Here is a 23,116-nt window from a genome sequence, read left to right on the forward strand (position 1 = left end):
CCCGACTGTTGCCCGCTGTGCGCACCTGCCTCCTGCTCCTCGGTACTCTCCAGTACCTTGTACGCGTGCCAGAGCCGTCCCCCTCCCCCAAGCGCCGCGGCCGCCTCCTCCGTTTCGGGGCGGCCTGCGTGGTCCTGTCCGCCGTCGCGGGTTATGTCGTGGTGCAGTACGTCACCGGCGGTACCGGTGATCCGGGCTGCAGAGTCGTTTCTGGCGACGCGAACGGGACGAGTTACAAGTTCACGCCCGAGCAGGCGGTGAACGCGGCCACGATCGCCGCCGTCGGCACCGACCGGGCCATGCCCGAGCGGGCCGTGGCGATCGCGCTCGCGACCGCCATCCAGGAGTCGGGGCTGCGCAACCTCGCGCACGGCGACCGTGATTCGCTCGGCCTGTTCCAGCAGCGGCCCTCGCAGGGCTGGGGCACCGAGCAGCAGGTCACGGACCCGGCGTACGCGGCGAACATCTTCTACGAGCACCTCGCCAAGGTGCGCGGCTACACCGAACTCCCGCTGACCGTGGCCGCGCAGCGCGTGCAGCGCAGCGGCTACCCGGAGGCGTACGCCAAGCACGAGCCGGACGCCACGGTGCTGGCCGCCGCGCTGACCGGGACGTCGGCGGCCACGCTGACCTGCGACGGCCGAGCGGGCGCCACGACCAGCACGGGCCCGGCCGCGGTGCGGGCGGCGCTGGCCCGGGACTTCGGGCAGGCCGCGCGCCGGGAGGCGAGTGCGGCGGAATCCGACTCCGCCGCCGAGGGCGCCTCGGCGGCCGGTGCCAGGACCCCGGTCATGGAGACCAGCGGGCGGACCGTGACGCTGCCCGTGTCCGAGGACACCACCGGCGGGGGGCGCAGTGCCGGCGAGTGCGGATGGCAGCTGGCTCACTGGGCGGTGGCCAACGCCTCGGCCCTGCGCATCGAGCGCGTCTCCTACGCGGGCCGGGAGTGGGTCTCCGGGAACACCGACAGCAAGTGGCGGGCGATCGGTGCGACCAGCGCGGAGGCCGCCGGGACGTCCGGTGGGGCCTCGGGGGCGGGCGGCGACACCGGCAGCGTGCGGATCGTCACCGCTCAGTAGTACGGGACCTCACCCGTCCGGGTCGTGTGCGGGTCGTTCGGACGGGCGGGTGCTCAGGTTTTCGCGCCGTCACCCTCGCGTGCCGCGAAACCGTTGAGGACAAAGGGCTTCAAGGGTTTGGCGGACTTTCACATCGGGCGGTTTTTGCCCGTTTTTATCCGCAGCCGATAATGCGACGCATTGCCAACTCTTTACGTCGGCCGTGCGCAACCTTCGCGGGCTTCGAGCGGTAGTCACTGCGTCCGGGCCCGGACAGCCAGACAGACAGCCAGTCAGTCAGTCAGTCAGTGCGTCAGTCACAGACAGTTCTTGTTCTCTCCCGTCGAAGGAGCATCATGTCCCTCCCCCTGACCCGCCGGATCGCCCGTGCCGCGCTGCTCGTCGCTGCAGGAGCGGCCGCCGGGGTCGGTGCGGCCGGCTCCGCCAGCGCGGCCCCCAGCCTTCCCGCCGCTCCGAACCTCGGCGGACTGACCGCCCTGGACACGGCGAACGTCGGCAACACGGTCGACGGCGCGACGCAGCACGTCACCGGGCTCGCGGGTGAGACCGGCGGCAAGGCCGTCAAGCAGGCGGTGCCGGTCGCGGGCAAGACCGGCGGCAAGGCCGTGAAGAAGGCGGCGCCGGTGGCGCAGAAGACGGCAGGCGAGGCGGCGGGCTCCGCCGGGGACCTCCTCGGGGACACCGCGTCGACCGCCACGAAGGGCGGGCTGCCGACGGACTCGCTCACCAAGGGTGGGCTGCCGGGTGCGGAGACCCTGCCGGTGAAGAGCCTGCCGCTGGGCTAAGAGCCTGGCTCTGAGCCGCCCGCACAGCAGCGAGAAGGGACCCGGGGCTGCCCCGGGTCCCTTCTCGTTGATACAGTCCCGCGCCTTTCAGGTCAGTCGTTCCACCGCTGCTCGAACGCGTTCGTCCGTCGCCGTCAACGCCACGCGCACGAACTGCTCGCCCGCCGTGCCGTAGAAGTCGCCGGGGGCGACCAGGATGCCCCGGTCCGCCAGGTGGGCGACCGTGGTCCAGCAGGACTCGTCCTTGGTGGCCCAGAGGTAGAGGCTGGCCTCGCTGTGTTCGATGCGGAAGCCGTGCCCGATCAGCGCCGCCCGCAGGGACGCGCGGCGCGCCGCGTAGCGCTCGCGCTGTTCGCGGACGTGGACGTCGTCGCCGAGGGCCGCCACGACCGCCGCCTGGGTGGGCGCCGGCGTCATCATGCCGCCGTGCTTGCGGATCTCCAGCAGCGGGCCGAGGACGGCCGGATCACCGGCCAGGAAGGCCGCCCGGTAGCCGGCCAGGTTGGACCGCTTGGAGAGGGAGTGCACGGAGACGATGCCCTCGTAAGAGCCACCGTTGACGTCCGGGTGGAGGACCGAGACCGGGTCGGCCTCCCAGCCCAGCTCCAGGTAGCACTCGTCGGAGAAGAGCAGGACGCCGTGCTCGCGGGCCCACGCGACGATCCGTGTCAGCTCCTCCTTGCCCAGCACCCGGCCCGTCGGGTTCGATGGCGAGTTGAGCCAGAGCAGCTTCAGGCCCTCGGGGTCCAGAGTCGTCGGGTCGTCGTAGACCTCGTAATCGGCGCGGGCCAGACGGGCGCCGACCTCGTACGTCGGGTAGGCCAGACGCGGGTGGGCCACGCGGTCGCCGGGGCCGAGGCCCAGCTGGGTCGGCAGCCAGGCCACGAGCTCCTTGGAGCCGACGATCGGCAGGACATGGCGGTGGGTGACCTCGCGGGCGCCCAGCCGGCGCTCCAGCCAGCCGGTGATCGCGTCGCGCAGCGCCGGGGTGCCCCACACCGTGGGATAGCCCGGGGAGTCCGCCGCGTCGATCAGCGCCTTCTGGATCAGGTCGGGCACCGGGTCGACCGGGGTGCCGACGGAGAGGTCGACGATGCCGTCCGGGTGCGCTGCGGCCGTCTTCTTGTACGGCTCCAGCTTGTCCCAGGGGAAGGTGGGCAGGCGGTCGGAGACTACGGAGGACACGGTTACTGGCTCACTTTCGTACGTACGGCAAACGCCTCGGTCCCGTACGGCGATCAGGCGTGATCAGGCCGTACGGGACCGAGGCGGCGCGTTGTGCGGGCCGCTGGTGCGGATTACTCGGCCTGCGGCGGCAGCGCGGCGACGAAGGGGTGGTCGCGCTCGATCAGACCCAGCTTGCTGGCGCCGCCGGGCGAGCCGAGGTCGTCGAAGAACTCGACGTTCGCCTTGTAGTAGTCCTTCCACTCCTCCGGAGTGTCGTCCTCGTAGAAGATCGCCTCGACCGGGCAGACCGGTTCACAGGCGCCGCAGTCGACGCATTCGTCCGGGTGGATGTACAAGGACCGCTGGCCCTCGTAGATACAGTCGACCGGGCACTCTTCGATGCACGCCTTGTCCTTCACGTCGACACAAGGCTGCGCGATGACGTAGGTCACGCTGTCGTTCCTCCTCGATAGGGCGCTGGCGGGCCTCCTCAGGCTCCGCCGCCTGGCGCGCGGGAGCGCGGCGTCGTCGATGCCCGCCCCTAGTATCTCCGTTCTTGGCCATGATCCGAACAGGAGGGGTGAACTGACCAGTGGGAATATCGTCCGCCGGACGCCTTGAGGTCCGCATCACCACTGCTGACGTGGGCAAACGTGTCTCTGTGCGATGTCTGACCAGCGTTGGGGTAACCGAGGGGAAATTCACCGACACGGTGGGTGTTCTCACATCATGGGACGCCGGTGTGCTCACGATCACACGGAAGAGCGGGGAGACCGCCCTGATTGACGAGTCCTCGCTGGTCGCCGGGAAGGTCGTGCCGGCCGCGCCCGCCCGGCGCCGGGGGCCGGCCGCCTCGTACGAGGAGCTCGCCCGGGTCGCGGCCCGGGCGTGGCGTCCCGTGGAGAGCGAGCGGCTCGGCGGGTGGGAGCTGCGGGCCGCCGCCGGGTTCACGCGGCGCGCCAACTCGGTGCTGCCGCTCGGCGACCCGGGCGTGTCGCTCGACGCGGCCCTGGACGCCGTACGGCGCTGGTACGGCGAGCGTGGGCTGCCCGCCTACGTGCAGACGGCGACGGGGGCCGAGGGCGCCCAGGAGCTGCTGTGCGCGGAGCTGGAGCGGCGGGGGTGGGTGCGTGAGGTGACGGCGGAGCTGTGGGTGGGCGCGCTGGCGCCGGTCGCGGACCGGGCGGACGCTGAGGGTGTGGCGCTGGCCCGGGAGGCCGACGAGGCCTGGCTGGCGCGGTACCAGCGCAAGGGGGTGAGCGAGGTGGCCCTGAAGGTGCTGGGGGCTGGGCCGTCGGTGTGGTTCGCCTCCGTGCCCGGCGCGTCCGGCGCTGCTCCGGCCGCGATCGGGCGGCTGGTCGTGGACGGGCGGTGGGCCGGGTTCGCCGCCGTCGAGGTCGATCCGGCGCAGCGGCGCAAGGGGCTCGCCACGACCGTGATGGGCGCGCTGGCCCGGCGGGCGCTGGCGGAGGGGGCGTCGGCGGCCTGGCTGCAGGTGGAGACGGAGAACGCGGGGGCGCGGGCGATGTACACCGGGCTGGGCTTCGGCGCGCATCACGCGTACCACCACTATCGGGAACCCTCGCTGGAGTCGTCGCCGGGGTCGTCGCTGGAGTCGTCGTGAGCGGGTTCGACGCCGGGTTCGACTTCGGTGAGGTGCGGCGGCGGTTCGCCGAGGAGGCGCGGGCCGAGCGGCCCGATCTGGCCCTGCTGTGCCTGCTGATCGGCGCGGCGGCCGACCCGGAGCTGGACGAGGCCGGTCTGGACGCCGCCCAGATCGAGCTGGACCGGCTGGCGGGGCAGCTGCCGTACCGGCCCGGCGGTCCGCGGGCGTGGGCGGTGGCGCTGCGGGAGCTGCTCGGCGAGGGGTACGGGTTCGGCGGCTCCGCCGCGGACTACGACCGGCTGGAGTCGTCGCTGCTGCACCAGGTGCTGGTACGGCGGCGGGGGCTGCCGATCCTGCTGTCGGTGGTGTGGGTGGAGGTGGCACGGCGGGCCGGGGCGCCGGTGTACGGGGTCGCGCTGCCCGGGCACTTCGTGGTGGGGTTCGGGCCGCCCACGGACCTCGAGCGGCAGGTGCTCGTCGATCCCTTCGACGGGGGGCGGGTGCTGTCGGGCGGCGACGCGGAGCTGCTGGTAGCCGGGGCGACGGGGGCTCCTCTGGAGACGTCGATGTTGACGCCGGCCGAGCCGTTGGAGGTGGTGACGCGGATTCTGAACAACATCCGGTCATGGGCCGCGGCGCGCCCGGAGCGGTCGGATGTCGCCCTGTGGGCCGTGGAGTTGGCGTTGGCGGTGCCCTCGCATCCGGCCAGATTGCGGTACGAGAAGGGGCAGTTGCTGGTGCGGCGGGGGGATTTCCTGGGCGGGGCCGCGGAGTTGGAGGAGTACGCGGGGCTGGTGGAGGTCGTGGACGAGGAGGCCGCGGAGCGCGTGCGGAAGGAGGCGTTCGCTGCGCGGGCGATGCTGAACTGACCGCCTCAGCGCCATAGGGGTTCTGTGCGTGTGTGCGTGCCGGCCCGTTGTGGCTGGTCGCTCCCCCACTCTCGGCTTCGCTCGAGCGGGGGGACCCTCATCGCGGCGGAGCCGCACATCGAAACAGCCCCGCGCCCCTAGGGGCGTTGCTCTCAAGCCCTGTTACAAGTCACCCTTCACAGCCAGCCCTTCTCCCTTGCTGTCCGGACCGCCTCCGCCCTGTTGCGTACCGCGAGTTTCTGGATCGCCGTGGAGAGGTAGTTGCGGACCGTGCCCTGGGAGAGGTGCAGGGCCGCCGCCAGTTCCGCGTTGGTCGAGCCGTCGGCCGCCGCGCGCAGGACCTCGCGTTCGCGGTCGGTCAGCGGGTTGGCGCCCCCGGCCAGGGCCGCTGCCGCGAGCGTGGGGTCGATGACCCGCTCGCCCGCCAGGACCTTGCGGACCGCCTCCGCGAGCTGCGCGGCGGGGGCGTCCTTGACGAGGAAGGCGTCGGCGCCGGCCTCCATGGCGCTGCGCAGGTAGCCGGGGCGGCCGAAGGTCGTGAGGACGACCAGCTTCAACCGCGGGAGTTCCTTGTGGAGTTGGGCCGCCGCCTCGATGCCGGTGCAGCCCGGCATCTCGATGTCGAGGAGCGCCACATCGACGTCGTGGGCGTGGGCGGCCGCGAGGACCTCGTCGCCACGGGCCACCTGGGCGACCACCTCGATGTCGTCCTCCAGCCCGAGCAGGGCCGCCAGGGCCTCGCGGACCATCGACTGGTCCTCGGCCAGGAGGACCTTGATCGTGCCACCACTCATGTGCGGGATCCTACGGGGGCCACCGGTCCTGCCGGGACCCGGGCGGTCAGCCGGAAGCCGCGCTTGACCCGGCCCGCCTCCAGGGTGCCGCCCGCCTTCTCCAGGCGTTCCGTCAGACCGGTGAGGCCGTTGCCGGGGCCCTTGCCGGAGCCGCCGCCGGGGCCGTCGTCCTCGACGGAGAGTTCGACGACGGGGCCGTCGAGGGTCTGGCGGCGCACGAGGTCCACCGTGCAGCGGGCGGCGCCGCTGTGGCGTACGACGTTGGTGATCGCCTCGCGCAGGGCCCAGGCGAGCGCGGACTCGGTGTCCTCGGGGACGCCGTCGAGGTCCGGTTCGGCCGGGATCGCCGCGGTGATGCCGGCGGCCGTCAACGCGACCTGTGCGCCCGCGAGTTCGGCGGCCAGGCGGGGGCGCCGGTAGCCGGTGACGGCCTCGCGGACGTCGACCAGGGCCTGCCGGCTGACCTGTTCGATGTCGGCGACCTGCTGGGCCGCCTTGTCGGGGTGGTCGGGGAGCATCCGGCCGGCCAGCTCGCTCTTGAGGGTGATGAGGGAGAGCGAGTGGCCGAGGAGGTCGTGCAGGTCTCTGGCCAGGCGCAGCCGTTCCTCGTTCGCGGCGAGTTGGGCGACCGTGGCGCGGGCCTTGCGCAACTCCACGGTCGTGCGGACGAGTTGGCTGACGCCCGTCATCGCGAAGCCGATGAGCAGGACCAGCAGGAGGAGGTTCAGCGCCTCCTCCTCGTCGGTGCGCAGGCCGACGAGGAGCAGCACCGCGCCGGTGGCCGGGATCGTCCAGAACGCCACCCGCAGCGGGAGCACCATTCCGCAGGCCACGGAGACGTAGCAGTACAGGCCGAGCCAGGGGGAGCCGAGGGTGAGGCAGAGGACGGTGGCGAGCACCGCCATGGAGCCGATCAGGGCGGCGATGAGCTTCGGCGGATACGGGGTCGCCCCCATGTCCCGGAGGAGCAGCGAGAGGTAGAGGGCGACGAACACCGCGAGGCCCAGCCAGCCGGCGACGGCGCCGCCGGTGGAGTGGTGGCCGGAGACCAGGTCGTGGACCGGCGAGCTGAGGAACACCAGCCAGACGCCGATCCACAGGATCTTGCGACGCCACAGCTCGCGCCGGTTGCGGGCCGTCTGCCCCAGAGCGATCGCAAGCCCCGGCCGGGTCTCGCGGGACTGGTCGTCGGTCATGGCGCTCACGCCTTCAGCGTGTCCTTCCGGTACAGCCAGGCCGCGCCGCCCGTGAACAGGGCGAAGAAGACGACCAGGATGACGATGTCCTTGGCATGCGGGGCCTGGCTCTGTTCGATCGCCTGCCCCAGGGCAGCGTACGCGTGCGTGGGCACCCACTTGGCGATGTCCTGCAGCCAGGTCGGGAAGGTCGTCGTGGGCATCCACAGGCCCCCCAGGATCGACAGGCCGAAGTAGGTGATCATCGTGATCGGGCGGACCGCGTCCCCGTTCGCGAGGTAGCCGATCGCCACGCCCAGGGCGGCGAAGACGAGGCTGCCGGCCCAGATGGAGCCGGTCAGCGCCAGCCACTGCCAGGCGTCCAGCCGTACGTCCTTCACGACCGCGGCGACGGCGAAGACCACGACGATGGACGGGAGGCTGACCACGGCGGCGCTCGCGGTCTTGGCCAGGACGTAGCCGCGGCCGGGGAGGGTGGTCAGGCGCAGTTGCCGTACCCAGCCGCTCTGGCGCTCCTTGGCGATGCGCTCGCTGTTGCCCATCAGGACGGCCGTGAGGGCGCCGAAGGAGGCCATCGAGACCATCATGTAGGTCGGGAGGGTGAGGCCGGTGCCGTCGATCTTCTGCGTGCTGTCGGAGCTGCCCGCGATGAGCAGGAACAGGACCGACGGGTAGATCACCGAGAAGAACAGGAACTTGCGGTTGCGCAGGGCGCGGATGAGTTCCAGCTTGATCAGGCCGTTCACTTCGACTTCGCCTCCTCGGCGGTGGTGAGGGCCACGAATGCCTGCTCCAGGCCGAGCCCGGCGACTTCGAGGTTGCGGGGGTAGAGGCCGAGGCCGTAGACGGCGTGGACGGTGGCGTCGGCGTCGGTGGACTGGATGCGGACGGTCCGGCCGGACACGTCCAGGGTGGTGAGGAACGGCAGGGCGCGCAGGGCGGCCTCGTCGATGTCGCCCTCCAGGTCGAAGGCGATCCTGCGGGCGCCGGCCTTGGCCTTGATCTCGGCCGCGGTGCCGTCGGCCAGCAGGCGGCCCCGGTGCAGGACCAGGACGCGGTCGGCTATGGCGTCGGCCTCTTCGAGGTAGTGGGTGGCGAACAGGACCGTGCGACCCTGGTCGGCCTGCTCGCGCATGGTGGCCCAGAACGCCTGCCGGGTGGTGACGTCCATGCCGGTGGTGGGCTCGTCCAGGACGATCAGGTCGCTGTCGCCCGCGGTGGCGAGGGCGAACCGGACGCGCTGGGCCTGGCCGCCGGAGAGCTTGTCGACCTTGCGGTCGGCGATCTGGGTGACGCCGGCACGGGCCAGCACGTCGGCGGGCCGGTAGGGCTTGGGGTGCAGGGCGCAGGCGAGCCGGACCAGCTCGGCGACCGTGACCTCGTCCATCAGGCCGCCGCTCTGCAGCATCGCGCCCACGCGGCCGGCGACGATCGCCTCGCGCGGGGTGGCGCCGAAGAGGCGGACGGCGCCGCTGTCGGGGTGCTTGAGGCCGAGCAGGAGGTCGAGGGTGGTGGACTTGCCCGCCCCGTTGGGGCCGAGCAGCGCCACGGTCTCCCCCGGGCGCAGGGTGAGGCTGAGGCCGTCCACGGCCCGCACCTCACCGAAACTCTTGCTCACCTGGTCGAACCCGACCACCGGCGCTGTCGTCGTCGTCATGACAGCAATCGTCGCGCCGGGGGCCGGGCAGGCGGCAGTGTCGGCCGTCCGCAGTGCCGCATGACAGATGTCATACGGCACCGCGTCGGGTCAGCTGGGGTTCGTCTCGATGATCGCGGTCCGGTTCGTCTCGCTCTTCAGGGCCGGGCGCAGGGCGCCGATGACGTCCTGGACCGTGACGGCCGTCTTCTGACCGGTGCCGCGGGTGATCAGCACCGTGTCGAAGGTGCCGCCGTACAGCTCCTTCAGCGCGGCCTGGTCGTAGCTCTCGACGAGCTTGCCGTTGATCGCCTTGACCTGGAGGAACTTCCACAGCGAGTTCTTCGGGCTGAAGGAGATCCGGTGCACGCCGTCCTTGGTCTGGAGGGTGACCTTGCCGGACATCGCCGGCTCGGCGAACTCCTTCATCATGCGGTCGACCTCGGCGTTGGACACCGTGGGCTGCCTGGTCGTCGTCGGCACGGTCACCGGGGTGGTCGTGCCGGTCTCGACCTGGCTGCGGTAGGCCTCGACCACGGCCGACTCGGCCTTCGACGCGTCGATGCCCTTGCCCGGCTTGCCGTAGACGGCGACGGCCTTGCCGGACTCGAACTTGATCGTGCCGTCGGAGGCCGAGCCGGAGCCGCCCGCCGCGCTCTCCAGAGCGGCCTGGAGCTTCTCCTCGTCGACCGGCATCGCGGGCTCGACCTCACGGTGCTGCCCGAACAGCGAGCCGATCACCGAGACGGGGTTGTAGTCGCTCTTGGCGGCGGCGTCGACCGTGGCCTGCATGTCGAACTGCAGGCCCGACTGGTCCGGCTTGAGGGTGACGGTGCCGCCGCCGACGGACAGCTTCAGCGGCTGGGCGGCGCGCTTGTCGAAGGCGTCGTCGAGCTTCTTGACGGCGTCGTCGCGGGTGCCGCCGCCGATGTCGACGCCGAGCACGGTGGTGCCCTTGGGCACGTCGGAGTGGTTCATCAGCAGGCCGGCGCCGTAGACGCCGACGCCCGCGACGACCACCAGGCCGCCCAGCAGGGGCAGCTTGCTGCGGCCCTTCTTCTTTTTCTTCTTCTTGGAGTCGCCGCCCCCGGACGCGCTCTGCGGGACCGTGGCCGTCCCGTTCGGCGGGGTGTGCGGCACCGGGCCGTCGGCGCGCGTGGCGCCGCCGCCCGGCCCGCCGGAGGGCACGACGGGGATGCCGCTGGTGACGGTGTGCCCGGAGACGTTGTCGACGGGCCTGCCGCCGTAGCCGCCCGCGCCCGGCTCGGGGGCGGGCTTCTGCGGGGTGAGGATCGCGGTGTCGTCGCTCAGTCCCCCACCGGGGAGCCGACCGGTGCCGGCCCCGGCACCGGGGCCGCCGGGCGCGCCAGGGCCACCGGGAGCGCCAGGAGCGGTTGAACGCGGGCCGCCGGGACCGCCGCGGCCGCGGGGGCCGTTGGGGTGGCCGGGGCCGCCGGGCGCGGTGGGCGCGCCGGGCGCGCGGGTCCCACCGGGGGCGCCCGCAGCGCCGATCGCGCCGCCGCCCATCGGGGGGATCATCGGGCCGTCGCCGGTGACCGGGCCGCCGGTCGGGCCCGCGGGACCGCCCTGCGGGCCGCCCAGGCCGCCGTGACCGCCGGGGCCGTCCGGCCCGTTGAAGTCGTACGAGCCACCGGGACCGGCCGGGAAGCCGCCCTGACCGTTCTGGTTGGGCTGGCCGTTCTGGCCGTTGTCGGAGAAGTACGGCAGGTTGTCGCGACGCGACTCGGCGCCGCCGCCCCCCTGCTGCCCCTGCCCCTGGCCCTGGCCCTGGCCCTGGCCCTGGCCCTGCGGGAGCTGCCCTTGCGGGAGTTGCCCTTGCGGGAGCTGTCCCTGACCAGGGGTCTGGCCCTGAGCCGGTCCCTGGCCCGGGCGGGAGCCGTTGCCCAGGGGGCCCGCGGCAAGCGCCTCGGTCACGTCGAAGGAGCCCGTGCCGCCACCGTGCCCCGGAGCCACGGGACCACCGGTGGCTCCGCCGGGCAGCCCCGCGCCGTTGGTGCCGCCGGAGCGGGCGCCGCCGGGCACGCTCATGGAGCCGACCACGCCACCGGGACGCCCGGCGCCCGGCCGCGCGCCGCCGGCCGCGCCTGCAGCGGGGCCCTGCGGGCTGCTCGCGGGGGCGCTCGTCCCGGCGGCCGAACCGCCCGGCAGACCTGCCCCGTTGGTGGAGCCGCCGCCCTGACCGCCCTTGGCGGGTCCGGACTTGCGTGGCGCGAACCAGTCGCTCGTCTTCTCGTCGGCGCCGGGCACCGGTTCGGCGGGCAGCTCGAACGAGGCGGTCTCCGACGCGACGGAACCGACGGAACCGACGGACCCGCCGGGGCCCGCGGGAGCCGCCGACTGCGTGTCGGGGCCCGTGCGGGCACGTCCGTTGGGTTTGTCGTCGCCCGCGCTCGCGTTCGTACTCTCGCTGTCCGCGACGGGTTTACGCACGACGACCGGCGGAATCGGCCGCGATCCGGGGATGTTGATGCGGATCCGCGTCGTCAGCGTGGTCTCGGTCTTGCGGTCCTCCGGCTGCGCGGCCGAACGACCCGCGTCAGCACCGCCGTCGGACACCACAGGGGTGCCGTACGGCGGCGTGCCCGAGGGGTATGCGGCTCCGCCGCGCCCGTTGGACCCGTTGGGCCCGGAGGACGGACTGTCAGTTTCACGACTCAAGGCAGGTTCTCCAGGTTGGCTCCGCCGCCCGCCACGACCTCACGGGCAGCTCGGCGGCGCGCACCACCATACTGGCCACTTCTGGCCCGTATCCCACGACCGCCGGGGAAACCCACACGGGACTCCCACGGACCCGTCAGGGTGAAGTGGTACGTCACTTGCCAAGTCGGACGCCATCGCCGCCCGGTTGCCGCCCCAAACCAATCGTGGCGCAGATCACAGCAAGTGCCATGCCACCGAGCAGGAAGAGGTAGGAGCCGCCTCCCGCGCCGAACAGGAAGTCGCCCTCGGGACGGCCCGCGGTGCACAGGATGACGGAGATCATCCAGCCGGCGGCGGGCGCGACGGCCCCGGCGCGGGTGTTCAGGGCGCGCGCCCCGCCGACGAAGAGGCCGGCCGCGCCGACGAGCGCGAGGAGCAGTCCGCCCGGGAACCAGCCGGCCTGGACGAGCGCCCCGGCGAGACCGGCTACCGCGCCGAGCAGCACAAGTCCCAGGTAGGCGGCGACCCGTCCGGCGGGGGGCATCCGGAGCGGCTGGGCGAGCATCGAACCACGGTCGGACATCAGGCGACTCCCTCGGTTCCGGCGATGACGGAGTGGCCGGAGATGCCGGAGAAGAGGTCGGTCTCCCGGCTCTGCGCGGGCTCGCCGCGTACGAGTTCGTAGTACTCGGTCGCGAAGAGGGGCTGCGCGAGGTCGTTGGAGAGGGCGAAGTACCGCTCGCCGGGGGCGACTTCGACCTGCGTGGCGTGCGCGCGCATCGCGGCGGCCTTGGCGGCGGCGTACGCACCGTCGCCCTCGCCGCCGTCGATCTCGGCGGTGACGCGATCGTCGTCCACGACACCCGGTACGTCGGAGACGACGGCGCTCGCGGTGAAGGGCAGCCCCGGCAGCTCCTCCTGGAGCCGGGCGAAGGCGGCCTCGGCGACGGAGCGCGGGACGCGGTTGAAGTACACCTTGGGGATGCGCCACCCGGCGCCCTCGGCCACGCCCTCGGCCAGCTCAGCCGCGCGCAGGGCGACGCGGTGGGCCTGGATGTGGTCGGGGTGGCCGTAGCCGCCGTTGTCGTCGTAGGTGACGAGGACCTGGGGGCGTACCTCGAGGATCACCTCGACGAGGGAAGCGGCGGCTTCGTCGAGGTCGGCCTGCCAGAAACAGGCGGGGTCGTCGTTGTCCGTCAGGCCCATCATCCCGGAGTCGCCGTACCGCCCCGCGCCGCCGAGCAGCCGGAAGTCGTCGACGCCGAGCTCGGCCATGGCGGCGGTGAGCTCACGCAGCCGGTGCGCGCCGAGCTCGGCCCCGGCGAGGTGCCGCAGTTCCGGCGGGATGACCTCGCCGCGCTCGCCGAGCGTGCAGGTGACCAGCGTCACGTGCACACCCTCGGAGGCATACCTGGCCATGGTCACGCCATTGTTGATCGACTCGTCGTCCGGGTGCGCGTGCACCAGCAACAGACGCCGGGCGGGCAGTTCCTTCATGGGGCCACCCTACGAGGCCGCCCGCCGTCCCTGGCGGCCCCGTCTCTCACTCAGGCGTTTCCGTCCGCGAAGATCTCCTCGGCGGACGCCACGGTGACGGCACGGGTGAGCCAGTGGCACAGGAGGTCGAGGTCGTCGCAGTCGGTGACCCGGTCGCGGGTCTCGTCGGGAACGTCGAGACCACGCGCCTCCAGGACGATCAGGATGTCCTCGGCGGCTGTCTGGACGCGCGCTTCGGCACGGATCTCTTCGGAGATGGATGACTTGTAGAAGGAAAGATCCACGGCCACCAGATTCCTCCAGAGCTCTTTGGCCGGGCGGTTGCCCAGGCCCTGTGCGATGAGTTCGATGATGGGGTCAGCGACGACTTCGGGCTTCTCGTGCAGCGCTGTGGACAGGGCTTTCAGTATGTCACCAATGGCCGGATCGCCCGCGTGTGTGATGGCCGCGAGGGTGGCCAGCACGAGGTCCTCCTCGGCCTCGGCCGGGTCGGTGATCACCGGCATGTTGTGGGGGCCCGCCACGAGGGGGCTGATGGTGAGGGTGGGCAGCCCAGGAGGGCCACTGGCCACCGGCAGCTGGGCCCACGCGGCGGTGGCGTGGTCCTGGACGACCACCATGAGGGCGGTGGGCAGCCGGTAACGAAGCACCTGCCCCCACCGCCTACCCGGCCGTCTGTCCCCCCTCGTCGTCGAGTACGTGGGCGAGGGCGATGCGCTCGATCCAGTCGACGGCGTCGTTCACGCTCGCCTCATCGATGGAGCGGCGCTGTTCCAGGTGGAGGGACTGAGCCGCCAACTTGTCCCGGAGATGCTCGACAACAGCCTCGGAAAGGGTGACGTCACCGCGCCGCACCGCCTCGACCCTGTGCAGCGGCAACTCGTAGACCCGCAGCTGGTACGGCATGTCGGGGCTGTCCTTGGCCGCCAGCTCGGCAACACGGCGCAGCACCTCTTCGTGCAGCCAGTGGTCGATGGCGGCGACCGCCTGGACCCACGCCGCCCGGTAGAAATCGTCGATATCGATCGTGGGCGACTTGAAAGGGGTCAGCATTTCGCCCGCCTCGACCATGCGCCGGGCGTACGAGAGGTTCGTCATGAACGCCTCGAACTGACGCGTCTGCGGCCTGGGAACGGCCATGAGTAACCCCCGAAGAACTCTCCGTAATGATCTCCATATACACGATTCCCGAGCGGCAAGGGGGTCAGTCAAGCGGTAAGGGGCCGCCCGGAGAAAGGTGACCGATTCCGGCCGTTCGGTTTCCGGATCAGGTTCGTCCGTGGCCCGGCCCTCTGACCCGCACGCTGGCCGTGTTCCCGAAGCTGTGACGGCGGCCGGGGTCGGTCCGCCGGCACTTCGTGCAGGCGGACCTGTCGCGCCACAGGACTGGCCGAGCGCGGGCCGTCGGAGCACGAAGAGTCGGGCTGGACAGCTCACGCACGCTCGGGCTCACCCTTTCAGCTCCGTGAAGATGTCTTCGGCTGACGCCACGGTGACGGCACGGGTGAGCCAGTGGCGCAGGAGGTCGGGGTCGTCACAGTCGGTGATGCGTTCGCGGACCTCGTCAGCGATGTCGAGCCCGCGCGCCTCCAGGACGAGCACGATGTCCTCGGCACCCCGCTGAGCCCGACCCTCGTCACGAAACTCTTCGAAGATGTACGACTTGTACGGGGAAAGGTCCACAGCCACCAGGTTCCTCCACAGTTCCGCGGCCCGACGGTTGCCGCCGAGGCCTTGAGCGATGAATTCGATGATCGTGACGACGACAGCCTCGGGAGCGTCGTGCAGTGCGGTGGACAGAGTTTTCAGTATCCCACCGACATCCCGTTCCTTCGCGTGAGTGATGGCGGACAGCGCAGCCAGTGGAAAGTCGGCGCGCGCATCGTCCGGATCGGTGATCAACGGCATGTTGTGCGGACCGATCACGAGCGGACGCAGAGTGAGGGATGGCCACTGCTCGGGCCCGAGAACCATCGGTCGCGCGGCCCACTCTGCGGTGGGCCGGTCCTGGCAGACGACCAGCAACAGAGGCGGGATCTTGTACTTCGCGTACAGGAAGGAGAGGTAGTAGGCCCAGCTGGCAGGCTCGTTCGGATCCTTCGCGCTCTGCGCTTCGACAGCCAGCAAGAACGTCTCATCGCCCTCGAAACGCAGCAGCGTGTCGACACGGCGCTCCACGGGCTGAATCTCAGTGAGATCGGTCGGTAGAACCGTTACGCGCTTGGGCGGGATGAACGGGAGGCCGAGGACTTCGGAGACACCGGCAAACAGGCCGGGGTACTCCTGGAAGATGCGGTGCATCGCCTCGTGGGACGAGTTGACCATGTGGTGCCTTTGCTTGGTGGGGTCTTCATAGCGCCGTTGCCGACAGCTCCCGGCAGTCGCGGCAGCGGGCACCCGGCTCGGGCGAGCGGAGGCCGCGGTCGCAGCCGTCGCAGTTCCTCATTTGGTGCCGGACAGCCGACGGTGGGGCGGGGGCGCGGTACGGCGGGAGGGGCGGTAGTTGGGCGGTCAGGCGGTGGGCGAGGAGGGCTGCGGGGCGGTGCAGGGGTTCCTGGGGAAGGTCGATGGTCAGGGCGTGGCGTACGGCTGTGGGGGTGACCTCGCGTTCCAGCCAGGCGGCGACGCCGGGGGCGAGGTGGTCGACGTCGGTGGCGGAGAGGAGGAGGCGGGGGTCGTGGCGGCGGAGGGTGGAGAAGGTCTACGGCGGTCTGGAGGAGGGTGGGGGACGGGCAGGCGAGCTGCGGGACCGCCGGCAGCTGCTTCTTGCGGGGTGCGGGGCGTCGAGTGGGCGGCCTGGAGGGCTCGGGCGCGCTGCCACGGCGTCCGGGCTGGTTGCAGGAGACCGTGCGGGTGACGATCCGGCCGTCGGGGATGCGCTTGCGTTCGCGGCGGAGGTAGCCGTGGGACTCCAGTTCGCGCAGCGCTGCGGCGATGCGGGTCGCGCCCTCGGGGAAGCGGGCGGTGAGGGTCTTGATGTCGACCCGGACGCCCGACGGGAGCGACTGGAGGTGTACGGCCAGGCCGATCGCCAGGAGCGACAGCTCCCGATGCTGGGCGAGATGGTTGCCGATCACCGTGAAGCGGGTGGTGTGGCGGGTGTTCTCGTGGGTGAGTCCGCCCGCGTGGGGGTGGTTTTTGCCCGCGTTACGGGACTCGGCGCATGGCTGCGCGCTAGGGTTCTGCTCATCCATCGGGAAGCCCTTATCTTCCTCGGTGGTCAGGCCCTCGCACTGGGATGGCAGTCCCGGCGGGGGCCGTCGCATGTCTGCGGCTGTTGCGCTGAGCGTAGGGCAGACAACCCGGCCCGAATCCACTCCAGTTGGCATATTCACTCGCGTGAGTGAGTTTGCGCTGCGGGCGGGAGGGGTGGGGCTTGGTGGGGTTCTTTCACCTCGGTTCTTGTTCGGAAAAAGCCGCCCGCGGCACCGAAGCACGACGCGTCGGGTTCCGGTGGGAGTGCGACTTCCGCCCACACCGTCTTGCGCGGACGCATCTCCGGGGCCCAGCCCCACCGGTCGGCGAGCGCCTCGACCAGGAGCAGTCCACGACCGGACTCCGCGTCGGCCTCCGGGACCGTTTGCCGGGGGCGGGGCGGCCGGTCCCCAGACGTGTCCGTCACCTCGATGCGCAGCGTGTTCGCGATGACGTACAGCGACAGTCGGAAGTCCCGGCCCGGCACACGTGCGTGGGTTGCCGCGTTCGCCGCGAGTTCGGCGACGATCTGGCGGGCCGGATCCAACGGCAGTCCCCAGGAGCGCAGTTGCTCCACCGCCAGCAGTCGCGCGAGGCGGGCTCCGCGAGGCGTGGGTGACAGGCGCACGCTGAAGTTGCGGAAGTGGTCGTCGGGTTGGGGGTCGGAAGAGACGGTTTCCTGGATCACGTCACTCAGAGTGGCCGCACCCGCTTACCGTGAACAGTGACGAAGCCGTTGCGTACGGTGACTGTCCGGACGTTGTCCGGTGGTGTCGGGGCTGTCGGTTCGAGTGACGGAGGGGTGCCGAGTGACACAGGTGAACGGCAGGGCGGTCCAGCTCAAGGAGGAGGCGGACGAGCCGGGTTGGGAGGTGGACCCGGACGACGAGTGGGGCGTCGCGGTCGTGGAGACGGTGGGACGGCAGTTGAAGCTTCGCCGGGAGGCGGTGGGGATGCGCGCCGCCGACTTCGGATTGGCCGTCGGGTACGGCGAGGACCTCGTCTACAAGATCGAGGGCGGCAAGCGGATCCCCCGCCTTGAGTACCTGGACAAGGCCGACGAGGTACTGAAGGCGGGTGGGCTGATCTCGGCGATGAAGGAGGACGTGAAGAAGGTCAGCTACCCGAAGAAGGTTCGGGATCTGGCGAAAATGGAGGCGAAGGCGGTCGAGATCGGGGTGTACGAGTGCAACATCATCCCTGGGCTGCTGCAGACGCCGGAACACGTGCGTGCGTTGATCGAGGCCGCGCAGCCGCCGTACTCGCCGAACGACGTGGAACGCATGGTGGCCGCTCGTTTGGCCCGGCAGTCGGTATTCGAACGGGAGCCAGCCCCGTCGGTCCACTTCGTCCAGGAAGAGGCACCGCTACGCCGACAGGTTGGGGGCACAATGGCTTGGCGACGGCAGCTCGAACACCTGCTGGAAGTGGGACGGTTGAACCACGTCACACTTCAGGTCATGCCGACGAACACCGACCCCCACCCGGGGCTGGACGGCAGGATCGAGTTGCTGAAGTTCCCGGACGGGACGGCGGCAGGGCGTTCCGACGGTGCCTTCGGCGGCCGGCCGATCACCGACCCGAGGCAGCTCCGCATCCTCGAGCTGCGCTATGGCACGATCCGGGCGCAGGCACTCCCGCCGCGGGAGTCGTTGACCCTCATCGAGAAACTGCTGGGAGAGACATGATCCGCAAGCACTCCGACGGGAACTCCACCGAGCTCGCGTGGTTCAAGAGCAGCTACAGCGGTGGTACAGACGGCGAATCCTGCGTAGAGATCGCCCCCACCCCCACCGTCATCCACGTCCGTGACTCCAAGCACGCCGACGACAGCCCGCGCCTCGCGCTCTCGCCCGAGGCGTGGGCCGTGTTCGTGCCGTCGGTCTAGAACTTGATGCTGCTGATCATGCTCGCCACGCTCGTCGTCAGGTCGCTGATCGTCGGTGCGATCGTCGAGGAGGCCAGGTAGAAGCCGAGCAGGATGCAGACAACCGCGTGACCGCCCTTCAGGCCGGACTTCTTGATCAACAAGAAGACGATGATCGCCAGCAGCACCACCGCCGAAATCGAGAGTGCCACGGCGGCTCACCTCCAAGAACCCGGGAACGTGGGGGCAAAAACAGAACAAGGGAACTTGTAAATCCATACATCAGCCAGCAGGTTCATACCCACACAGCGCTAGTGATCATAACTATGTGTGGGTGCGCATCTCGCGGCGCACAGCCGCACAAGGGGGTCGCATGGCCAATATGGTCGGGCCATGACGACCGAGTCCGACTCCTTCCCCCGCCGGCACGCCCGCACCCAGCGTTTCACGCTCGGCGCGCCGCGTTCGTTCACCGTCGCTCCCGACGGCTCCCGTGTTGTGTTCCTGCGCTCCGACTCCGGGACGAAACGGGCGAACTCCCTGTGGGTGCTCGATCCGGCGGACGGGACGGAACGCCCCGCCGCCGACCCGACCGCCCTCCTCGGTGGCGCCTCCGAGGACCTCTCGCCCGAGGAGCGGGCGCGTCGCGAACGCAGTCGCGAGGGGGGTGCGGGGATCGTCGGCTATGCCACCGACGAGGCCGTCGAGTTGGCGTCTTTCGCCTTGTCAGGGCGGCTTTTCACGGCCGAGCTGCGGGCCGGGACGGCGCGCGAGATCAGCGTTCCCGGGCCGGTGATCGACCCCCGGCCGTCCCCGGACGGACGGCTCGTCGCGTACGTCGCCGGGGGTGCCCTGCGGGTGGTGGGGGCCGAGGGCGAGGACGACCGGGCGGTGGTGGAACCGGAATCGGACACGGTCTCCTATGGATTGGCCGAGTTCGTCGCGGCCGAGGAGATGGGGCGTTCGCGCGGGTTCTGGTGGGCTCCGGAGTCGGACCGACTGCTGGTCACGCGTGTGGACGACACGCCGGTGGAGCGGTGGTGGATCTCGGATCCGGCCCAGCCGAAACGTGACCCACAACACGTGCCCTATCCGGCTGCCGGGACGGCCAACGCTGACGTACGGCTGTTCGTGCTCGGCCTCGACGGGGTGCGCACGGAGGTCGTCTGGGACCGGGCGCGGTACCCGTATCTGGCGCGAGTGCACTGGTCAGGGGCGGGGGCGCCGCTGCTGCTCGTACAAGCGCGCGACCAGCGGAGTCAGCTGTTCCTGGCGGTGGACACCGACTCCGGGATGACCCGGATGGTGCATGCCGACGAAGATCTGATTTGGCTGGATCTTTTCCCCGGGGTGCCGTGCTGGAGTCCCTCGGGGCAGTTGGTCCGGATCGCCGACGAGGGCGGCGCCCGGGTCCTCTCGGTCGGCGAACGTCCGCTGACGGGAGCCCAGTTGCATGTGCGCGCGGTGCTGGACGTCACGGCCGACGACGTGCTGGTATCCGCCTCGGCCGGGGAGGGCGCGGCCGTGCCGGAGATCGGCGAGGTGCACGTCTACCGAGTGAACGAGCTCGGCGTGGAGCGCCTCTCCCAGGAGCCCGGCGTGCACTCGGCGGTGCGCGCGGGGCAGGTGACCGTGCTGGTGTCGGCGACGCCGGACCGGCCGGGGAGCGTGGCGCGGGTGCTGCGGGACGGGAAGCCGGCGGCGACGGTTCGGTCGTTTGCGGACGATCCCGGCCTGACTCCCCGCGTGATCCTCACCGAGGGGGGCGCACGACGGATCCCGTGCGCCGTGCTTATGCCTACGGACTACCCCGGTGACGCCTCATCCGGCACCGCCGCCCCCCTGCCCGTCCTCCTGGACCCCTACGGCGGCCCGCACGGGCCTCGCGTCCTCGCCGCGCACAACGCGCATCTGACCTCGCAGTGGTTCGCCGACCAGGGCTTCGCGGTGGTCGTCGCCGACGGGCGGGGCACGCCGGGCCGCTCCCCCGGCTGGGAGAAGGCGATCCACCATGACTTCACGGTCAGCCTCGACGACCAGATCGAGGCGCTTCAGGACCTGGCCAAGAGTCATCCCCTCGACCTGTCCCGGGTGGCGATCCGCGGCTGGTCCTACGGCGGCTGGCTCGCGGGCCTCGCGGTGCTGCGCCGCCCCGACGTGTTCCACGCGGGCATCGCGGGCGCGCCGGTCACCGACTGGCGGCTCTACGACACCCACTACACCGAGCGGTACCTCGGCGACCCGGCCACCTCTCCGGAGGCGTACGCGAAGAGCTCGCTCGTCACCGACGAGGGGCTCTCCTCCCCCGCCGAGCCGCACCGCCCGCTGATGATCGTGCACGGCCTGGCCGACGACAACGTGGTCGTCGCCCACGCGCTGCGGCTGTCCTCCGCGCTGTTGGCGGCGGGCCGCCCGCACGAGGTGCTGCCCCTGTCGGGCGTCACCCACATGACCCCGCAGGAACAGGTCGCGGAGAACCTCCTGCTCCTCCAGGTGGACTTCCTGAAGCGGTCGCTGGGCCTGCACTAGTCACCCGAGGTGCCCGGGGTACAGGCAACGGGCCGGGAGACATGGCGCTCCCGGCCCGTTTACGGCACCCGCACGGCCGTACGCTGTTCAGACTGACGCGTCCGTATATCGGAATCGGGTCAGCGAAGTTGCCTGCGTGTTAACGCGGTTGATGCGGCTTTGTGTGCCTATGGCGCTCCGTCGCCGTGATCGTCCGTCGTCCCCGCCGGCGCTTCCTCGGGCGGGACGACCCGGATCTCCTCCGCGAAGTGGCACGCCGAGTCGTGTGCGGCGGGGCCGGTGGCGAGGCGGAACTCCGCGGGGACCACGAGGGCCGGCACCTCCAGGGCGCAGCGTTCCCGCGCCTTCCAGCAGCGGGTGCGGAAGCGGCAGCCGGAGGGGATGTTCGTCGGGGAGGGGACGTCGCCGGTCAGGATGATCCGCGTCCGCTGCTCCCGCGCCGCCGGGTCCGGGACGGGGACCGCGGAGAGCAGGGCCTGGGTGTAGGGGTGGGTCGGATGGTCGTAGATCTCCTCGTCCCTGCCGATCTCCACGATGCGGCCGAGGTACATGACCCCGACCCGGTCGGAGATGTGACGGACGATCGACAGGTCGTGGGCGATGAAGAGGTAGGCGAGGTCGAACTCGCTCTGGAGCCGGTCCAGCAGGTTGATCACCTGCGCCTGGACCGACACGTCCAGCGCGGACACCGGCTCGTCGGCGACGATCACCTCGGGGCGCAGGGCCAGCCCGCGGGCGATGCCGATGCGCTGGCGCTGGCCGCCGGAGAACTGGTGCGGGTAGCGGTTGATGTACTCCGGGTTGAGGCCGACGACGTCGAGAAGGTCCTGGACCCTTCTGCGCCGGTCGCCCTTCGGGGCCACCTCCGGGTGGATCTCGTACGGCTCCCCGATGATGTCGCCGACGGTCATGCGCGGGTTGAGGGAGGTGTACGGGTCCTGGAACACCATCTGGATGTTGCGACGGACCGCCCGCAGGGCTCTGCCCGAAAGCCGGGAGATGTCCTCGCCCTTGTAGCGGATCCGGCCCTCGGTCGGCCGCTCCAGGTTGACCAGCATCTTGGCGACGGTGGACTTCCCGCAGCCGGACTCCCCGACGATGCCGAGGGTTTCGCCCCTGCCGAGGGTGAAGTCGACGCCGTCGACGGCCTTCACCGACCCGACCTGCTTCTTGAACAGGATGCCCTGGGTGAGCGGGTAGTGCTTGTACAGCCCGCTGACCTCGAGAATCGGCTCAGCCATGCAGGCACTCCCGCCAGAAGTGGCATGCGCTCGTGCGGCCCGCCCCCGACTCGTCGGCCTCCGACCCGTCGACGTCGTACAGGGGCGGTACGTCCGTGCGGCACACGTCCTGGGCCATCGGGCAGCGCGGGTTGAAGGCGCAGCCCGGCGGGATGTGCAGGAGGTTGGGCGGCAGGCCCTTGATGGCGTAGAGCTCCCCGCCCTTCTGGTCCAGGCGCGGGATGGAGTCGAGCAGGCCGCGGGTGTAGGGGTGGGCGGGGGCCTTGTAGAGGTCGTGGACGGGGGCCGACTCGACGATCCGGCCGGCGTACATGACGGCGATGCGGTCGGCGACGTCGGCGACCACGCCGAGGTCGTGGGTGATGAGGATGAGGCCCATGCGGTACTCGCGCCGCAACTCCGCGAGCAGGTCCATGACCTGGGCCTGGACCGTGACGTCGAGGGCGGTGGTGGGCTCGTCGGCGATGATGAGCGCCGGTTCGAGGGCGAGCGCCATCGCGATCATGATGCGCTGGCGCATGCCGCCGGAGAACTGGTGCGGGTAGTCCCTGACCCGCTCCTTGGCGGCCGGGATGCGGACGTGGTCCATCAGCTCCACGGCCTTGGCCCGCGCGTCCCTGCGCGACATGCCCCGGTGGACGACGAACATCTCGCCGAGCTGGTCGCCGACCGACAGCACGGGGTTCAGGGAGGACAGGGCGTCCTGGAAGATCATCGCCATCTCGGCGCCCCGGACCTTCCTGCGCTCGTCCTCCTTGAGGGTGAGCAGGTCCCGGCCCTGGAAGAGGATCTCGCCGCCGGTGATCCGTCCCGGCGGCATGTCCAGGATCCCCATGACGGCCTGCGCGGTGACGGACTTCCCCGACCCCGACTCCCCGAGCACGGCGAGGGTCTCGCCCGCGTCCACGCCGTAGCTGACGCCGTTGACGGCCCGGGCGATCCCGTCCCGGGTACGGAACTCCACGTGCAGGTCGCGAACTTCGAGCAGCATCCG

General features: G+C 71.1%; 22 protein-coding genes and 2 pseudogenes. 7 read left to right on the forward strand and 17 right to left on the reverse strand.

The window, feature by feature from the left end:
* Positions 1–65: 65 nt before the first annotated feature.
* Positions 66–1,079, forward strand: a complete 1,014-nt coding sequence (locus B5557_RS15385) for a heavy metal transporter (RefSeq protein WP_079664793.1) — start codon at positions 66–68, stop codon at positions 1,077–1,079.
* Between the two features lie 335 nt (positions 1,080–1,414).
* Positions 1,415–1,864 carry an ATP-binding protein gene (locus tag B5557_RS15390; protein ID WP_079659883.1) on the forward strand — a complete coding sequence of 150 codons (450 nt, stop codon included), beginning with the start codon at positions 1,415–1,417 and terminating at the stop codon, positions 1,862–1,864.
* Positions 1,865–1,951: 87 nt separating this feature from the next.
* On the opposite strand, the gene B5557_RS15395 is transcribed toward B5557_RS15390, so the two are convergent.
* Together B5557_RS15395 and fdxA are read right to left on the reverse strand one after the other, a co-directional pair.
* Positions 1,952–3,049, reverse strand: coding sequence for a bifunctional succinyldiaminopimelate transaminase/glutamate-prephenate aminotransferase (locus tag B5557_RS15395; RefSeq protein ID WP_079659885.1), 1,098 nt, complete (start codon positions 3,047–3,049; stop codon positions 1,952–1,954).
* Positions 3,050–3,162: 113 nt separating this feature from the next.
* On the reverse strand, positions 3,163–3,483 hold the full coding sequence (gene fdxA, locus B5557_RS15400) for a ferredoxin (protein WP_079659886.1): 321 nt from the start codon (positions 3,481–3,483) through the stop codon (positions 3,163–3,165).
* A gap of 140 nt (positions 3,484–3,623) precedes the next feature.
* Here fdxA and B5557_RS15405 point away from each other — a divergent pair, with 140 nt between their 5' ends.
* Both B5557_RS15405 and B5557_RS15410 read left to right on the forward strand, forming a co-directional pair.
* The gene (locus B5557_RS15405; protein WP_079659887.1) at positions 3,624–4,655 is read left to right on the forward strand and encodes a GNAT family N-acetyltransferase; all 1,032 of its coding nucleotides are present in this window, start codon (positions 3,624–3,626) and stop codon (positions 4,653–4,655) included.
* Positions 4,652–5,506 carry a transglutaminase-like domain-containing protein gene (locus B5557_RS15410; RefSeq protein WP_079659888.1) on the forward strand — a complete coding sequence of 285 codons (855 nt, stop codon included), beginning with the start codon at positions 4,652–4,654 and terminating at the stop codon, positions 5,504–5,506. Before B5557_RS15405 ends, B5557_RS15410 begins: the two co-directional genes overlap by 4 nt.
* Before the next feature lie 176 nt (positions 5,507–5,682).
* Here the strand turns inward: B5557_RS15410 and B5557_RS15415 are convergent, their stop codons facing one another.
* The 12 genes and pseudogenes from B5557_RS15415 to B5557_RS15475 all read right to left on the reverse strand — a co-directional run bounded on the left by B5557_RS15415 (position 5,683) and on the right by B5557_RS15475 (position 17,173).
* Positions 5,683–6,300 (reverse strand): response regulator transcription factor, encoded by a 618-nt coding sequence (locus B5557_RS15415; protein WP_079659889.1) that lies wholly within the window; start codon positions 6,298–6,300, stop codon positions 5,683–5,685.
* Entirely contained in the window at positions 6,297–7,496 is a 1,200-nt protein-coding gene (locus B5557_RS15420; protein ID WP_079664794.1) for a sensor histidine kinase, read from the reverse strand. Before B5557_RS15420 ends, B5557_RS15415 begins: the two co-directional genes overlap by 4 nt.
* A gap of 5 nt (positions 7,497–7,501) precedes the next feature.
* Complete coding sequence (locus B5557_RS15425) at positions 7,502–8,242, reverse strand: ABC transporter permease (RefSeq protein WP_079659890.1); 741 nt, start codon at positions 8,240–8,242, stop codon at positions 7,502–7,504.
* Positions 8,239–9,153, reverse strand: coding sequence for an ABC transporter ATP-binding protein (locus tag B5557_RS15430; RefSeq protein WP_079659891.1), 915 nt, complete (start codon positions 9,151–9,153; stop codon positions 8,239–8,241). The genes B5557_RS15425 and B5557_RS15430 overlap by 4 nt, the downstream gene beginning before the upstream one ends.
* A gap of 90 nt (positions 9,154–9,243) precedes the next feature.
* Positions 9,244–11,811: a hypothetical protein gene (locus B5557_RS43690; protein WP_173877686.1), complete on the reverse strand. Its 2,568-nt coding sequence runs from the start codon at positions 11,809–11,811 to the stop codon at positions 9,244–9,246.
* 154 nt (positions 11,812–11,965) lie between these two features.
* On the reverse strand, positions 11,966–12,376 hold the full coding sequence (locus B5557_RS15445; RefSeq protein ID WP_079659893.1) for a DUF6113 family protein: 411 nt from the start codon (positions 12,374–12,376) through the stop codon (positions 11,966–11,968).
* Positions 12,376–13,290, reverse strand: coding sequence for an N-acetyl-1-D-myo-inositol-2-amino-2-deoxy-alpha-D-glucopyranoside deacetylase (gene mshB / locus B5557_RS15450; RefSeq protein WP_079659894.1), 915 nt, complete (start codon positions 13,288–13,290; stop codon positions 12,376–12,378). Before mshB ends, B5557_RS15445 begins: the two co-directional genes overlap by 1 nt.
* A gap of 50 nt (positions 13,291–13,340) precedes the next feature.
* Positions 13,341–13,934, reverse strand: a pseudogene (locus tag B5557_RS15455) (hypothetical protein); the annotation flags it as partial.
* A gap of 19 nt (positions 13,935–13,953) precedes the next feature.
* Positions 13,954–14,430 (reverse strand): hypothetical protein, encoded by a 477-nt coding sequence (locus tag B5557_RS15460; RefSeq protein ID WP_079659895.1) that lies wholly within the window; start codon positions 14,428–14,430, stop codon positions 13,954–13,956.
* Positions 14,431–14,739: 309 nt separating this feature from the next.
* Positions 14,740–15,615 carry a hypothetical protein gene (locus B5557_RS15465; protein ID WP_079659896.1) on the reverse strand — a complete coding sequence of 292 codons (876 nt, stop codon included), beginning with the start codon at positions 15,613–15,615 and terminating at the stop codon, positions 14,740–14,742.
* A 25-nt stretch (positions 15,616–15,640) separates the two neighbouring features.
* Positions 15,641–16,484: pseudogene (locus B5557_RS45125) on the reverse strand (helix-turn-helix domain-containing protein).
* A gap of 137 nt (positions 16,485–16,621) precedes the next feature.
* Entirely contained in the window at positions 16,622–17,173 is a 552-nt protein-coding gene (locus tag B5557_RS15475; protein ID WP_107472594.1) for an ATP-binding protein, read from the reverse strand.
* 121 nt (positions 17,174–17,294) lie between these two features.
* Here B5557_RS15475 and B5557_RS15480 point away from each other — a divergent pair, with 121 nt between their 5' ends.
* Together B5557_RS15480 and B5557_RS15485 are read left to right on the forward strand one after the other, a co-directional pair.
* A complete protein-coding gene (locus B5557_RS15480; protein WP_443031353.1) occupies positions 17,295–18,173 on the forward strand; it encodes a helix-turn-helix domain-containing protein in 879 nt (292 codons plus the stop codon).
* Positions 18,170–18,373 carry a DUF397 domain-containing protein gene (locus tag B5557_RS15485; protein ID WP_079659898.1) on the forward strand — a complete coding sequence of 68 codons (204 nt, stop codon included), beginning with the start codon at positions 18,170–18,172 and terminating at the stop codon, positions 18,371–18,373. Before B5557_RS15480 ends, B5557_RS15485 begins: the two co-directional genes overlap by 4 nt.
* Here B5557_RS15485 and B5557_RS15490 read toward each other — a convergent pair.
* Positions 18,370–18,564 carry a hypothetical protein gene (locus tag B5557_RS15490; protein WP_079659899.1) on the reverse strand — a complete coding sequence of 65 codons (195 nt, stop codon included), beginning with the start codon at positions 18,562–18,564 and terminating at the stop codon, positions 18,370–18,372. The two genes, B5557_RS15485 and B5557_RS15490, sit on opposite strands and share 4 nt — an antisense overlap.
* Before the next feature lie 181 nt (positions 18,565–18,745).
* On the opposite strand from B5557_RS15490, the gene B5557_RS15495 reads away from it, so the two are divergent.
* Positions 18,746–20,881: a S9 family peptidase gene (locus tag B5557_RS15495; protein ID WP_079659900.1), complete on the forward strand. Its 2,136-nt coding sequence runs from the start codon at positions 18,746–18,748 to the stop codon at positions 20,879–20,881.
* 167 nt (positions 20,882–21,048) lie between these two features.
* Here the strand turns inward: B5557_RS15495 and B5557_RS15500 are convergent, their stop codons facing one another.
* On the reverse strand, positions 21,049–22,122 hold the full coding sequence (locus B5557_RS15500; RefSeq protein ID WP_079659901.1) for an ABC transporter ATP-binding protein: 1,074 nt from the start codon (positions 22,120–22,122) through the stop codon (positions 21,049–21,051).
* On the reverse strand, positions 22,115–23,113 hold the full coding sequence (locus tag B5557_RS15505) for an ABC transporter ATP-binding protein (RefSeq protein WP_079659902.1): 999 nt from the start codon (positions 23,111–23,113) through the stop codon (positions 22,115–22,117). The genes B5557_RS15500 and B5557_RS15505 overlap by 8 nt, the downstream gene beginning before the upstream one ends.
* Positions 23,114–23,116 lie beyond the last annotated feature (3 nt).

This window comes from Streptomyces sp. 3214.6 (assembly GCF_900129855.1).
In the GTDB taxonomy this organism is placed as follows: domain Bacteria; phylum Actinomycetota; class Actinomycetes; order Streptomycetales; family Streptomycetaceae; genus Streptomyces; species Streptomyces soliscabiei.

Coding starts and splice junctions, on each gene's coding strand:
- B5557_RS15485 (WP_079659898.1), top strand. CDS start 18,170: ATGATCCGCAAGCACTCCGACGGGAACTCCACCGAGCTCGCGTGGTTC.
- B5557_RS15505 (WP_079659902.1), bottom strand. CDS start 23,113: ATGCTGCTCGAAGTTCGCGACCTGCACGTGGAGTTCCGTACCCGGGAC.
- B5557_RS15445 (WP_079659893.1), bottom strand. CDS start 12,376: ATGTCCGACCGTGGTTCGATGCTCGCCCAGCCGCTCCGGATGCCCCCC.
- B5557_RS15430 (WP_079659891.1), bottom strand. CDS start 9,153: ATGACGACGACGACAGCGCCGGTGGTCGGGTTCGACCAGGTGAGCAAG.
- mshB (WP_079659894.1), bottom strand. CDS start 13,290: ATGAAGGAACTGCCCGCCCGGCGTCTGTTGCTGGTGCACGCGCACCCG.
- B5557_RS15390 (WP_079659883.1), top strand. CDS start 1,415: ATGTCCCTCCCCCTGACCCGCCGGATCGCCCGTGCCGCGCTGCTCGTC.
- B5557_RS15500 (WP_079659901.1), bottom strand. CDS start 22,122: ATGGCTGAGCCGATTCTCGAGGTCAGCGGGCTGTACAAGCACTACCCG.
- B5557_RS15465 (WP_079659896.1), bottom strand. CDS start 15,615: ATGGTCAACTCGTCCCACGAGGCGATGCACCGCATCTTCCAGGAGTAC.
- B5557_RS15460 (WP_079659895.1), bottom strand. CDS start 14,430: ATGGCCGTTCCCAGGCCGCAGACGCGTCAGTTCGAGGCGTTCATGACG.
- B5557_RS15415 (WP_079659889.1), bottom strand. CDS start 6,300: ATGAGTGGTGGCACGATCAAGGTCCTCCTGGCCGAGGACCAGTCGATG.
- B5557_RS15495 (WP_079659900.1), top strand. CDS start 18,746: ATGACGACCGAGTCCGACTCCTTCCCCCGCCGGCACGCCCGCACCCAG.
- B5557_RS15420 (WP_079664794.1), bottom strand. CDS start 7,496: ATGACCGACGACCAGTCCCGCGAGACCCGGCCGGGGCTTGCGATCGCT.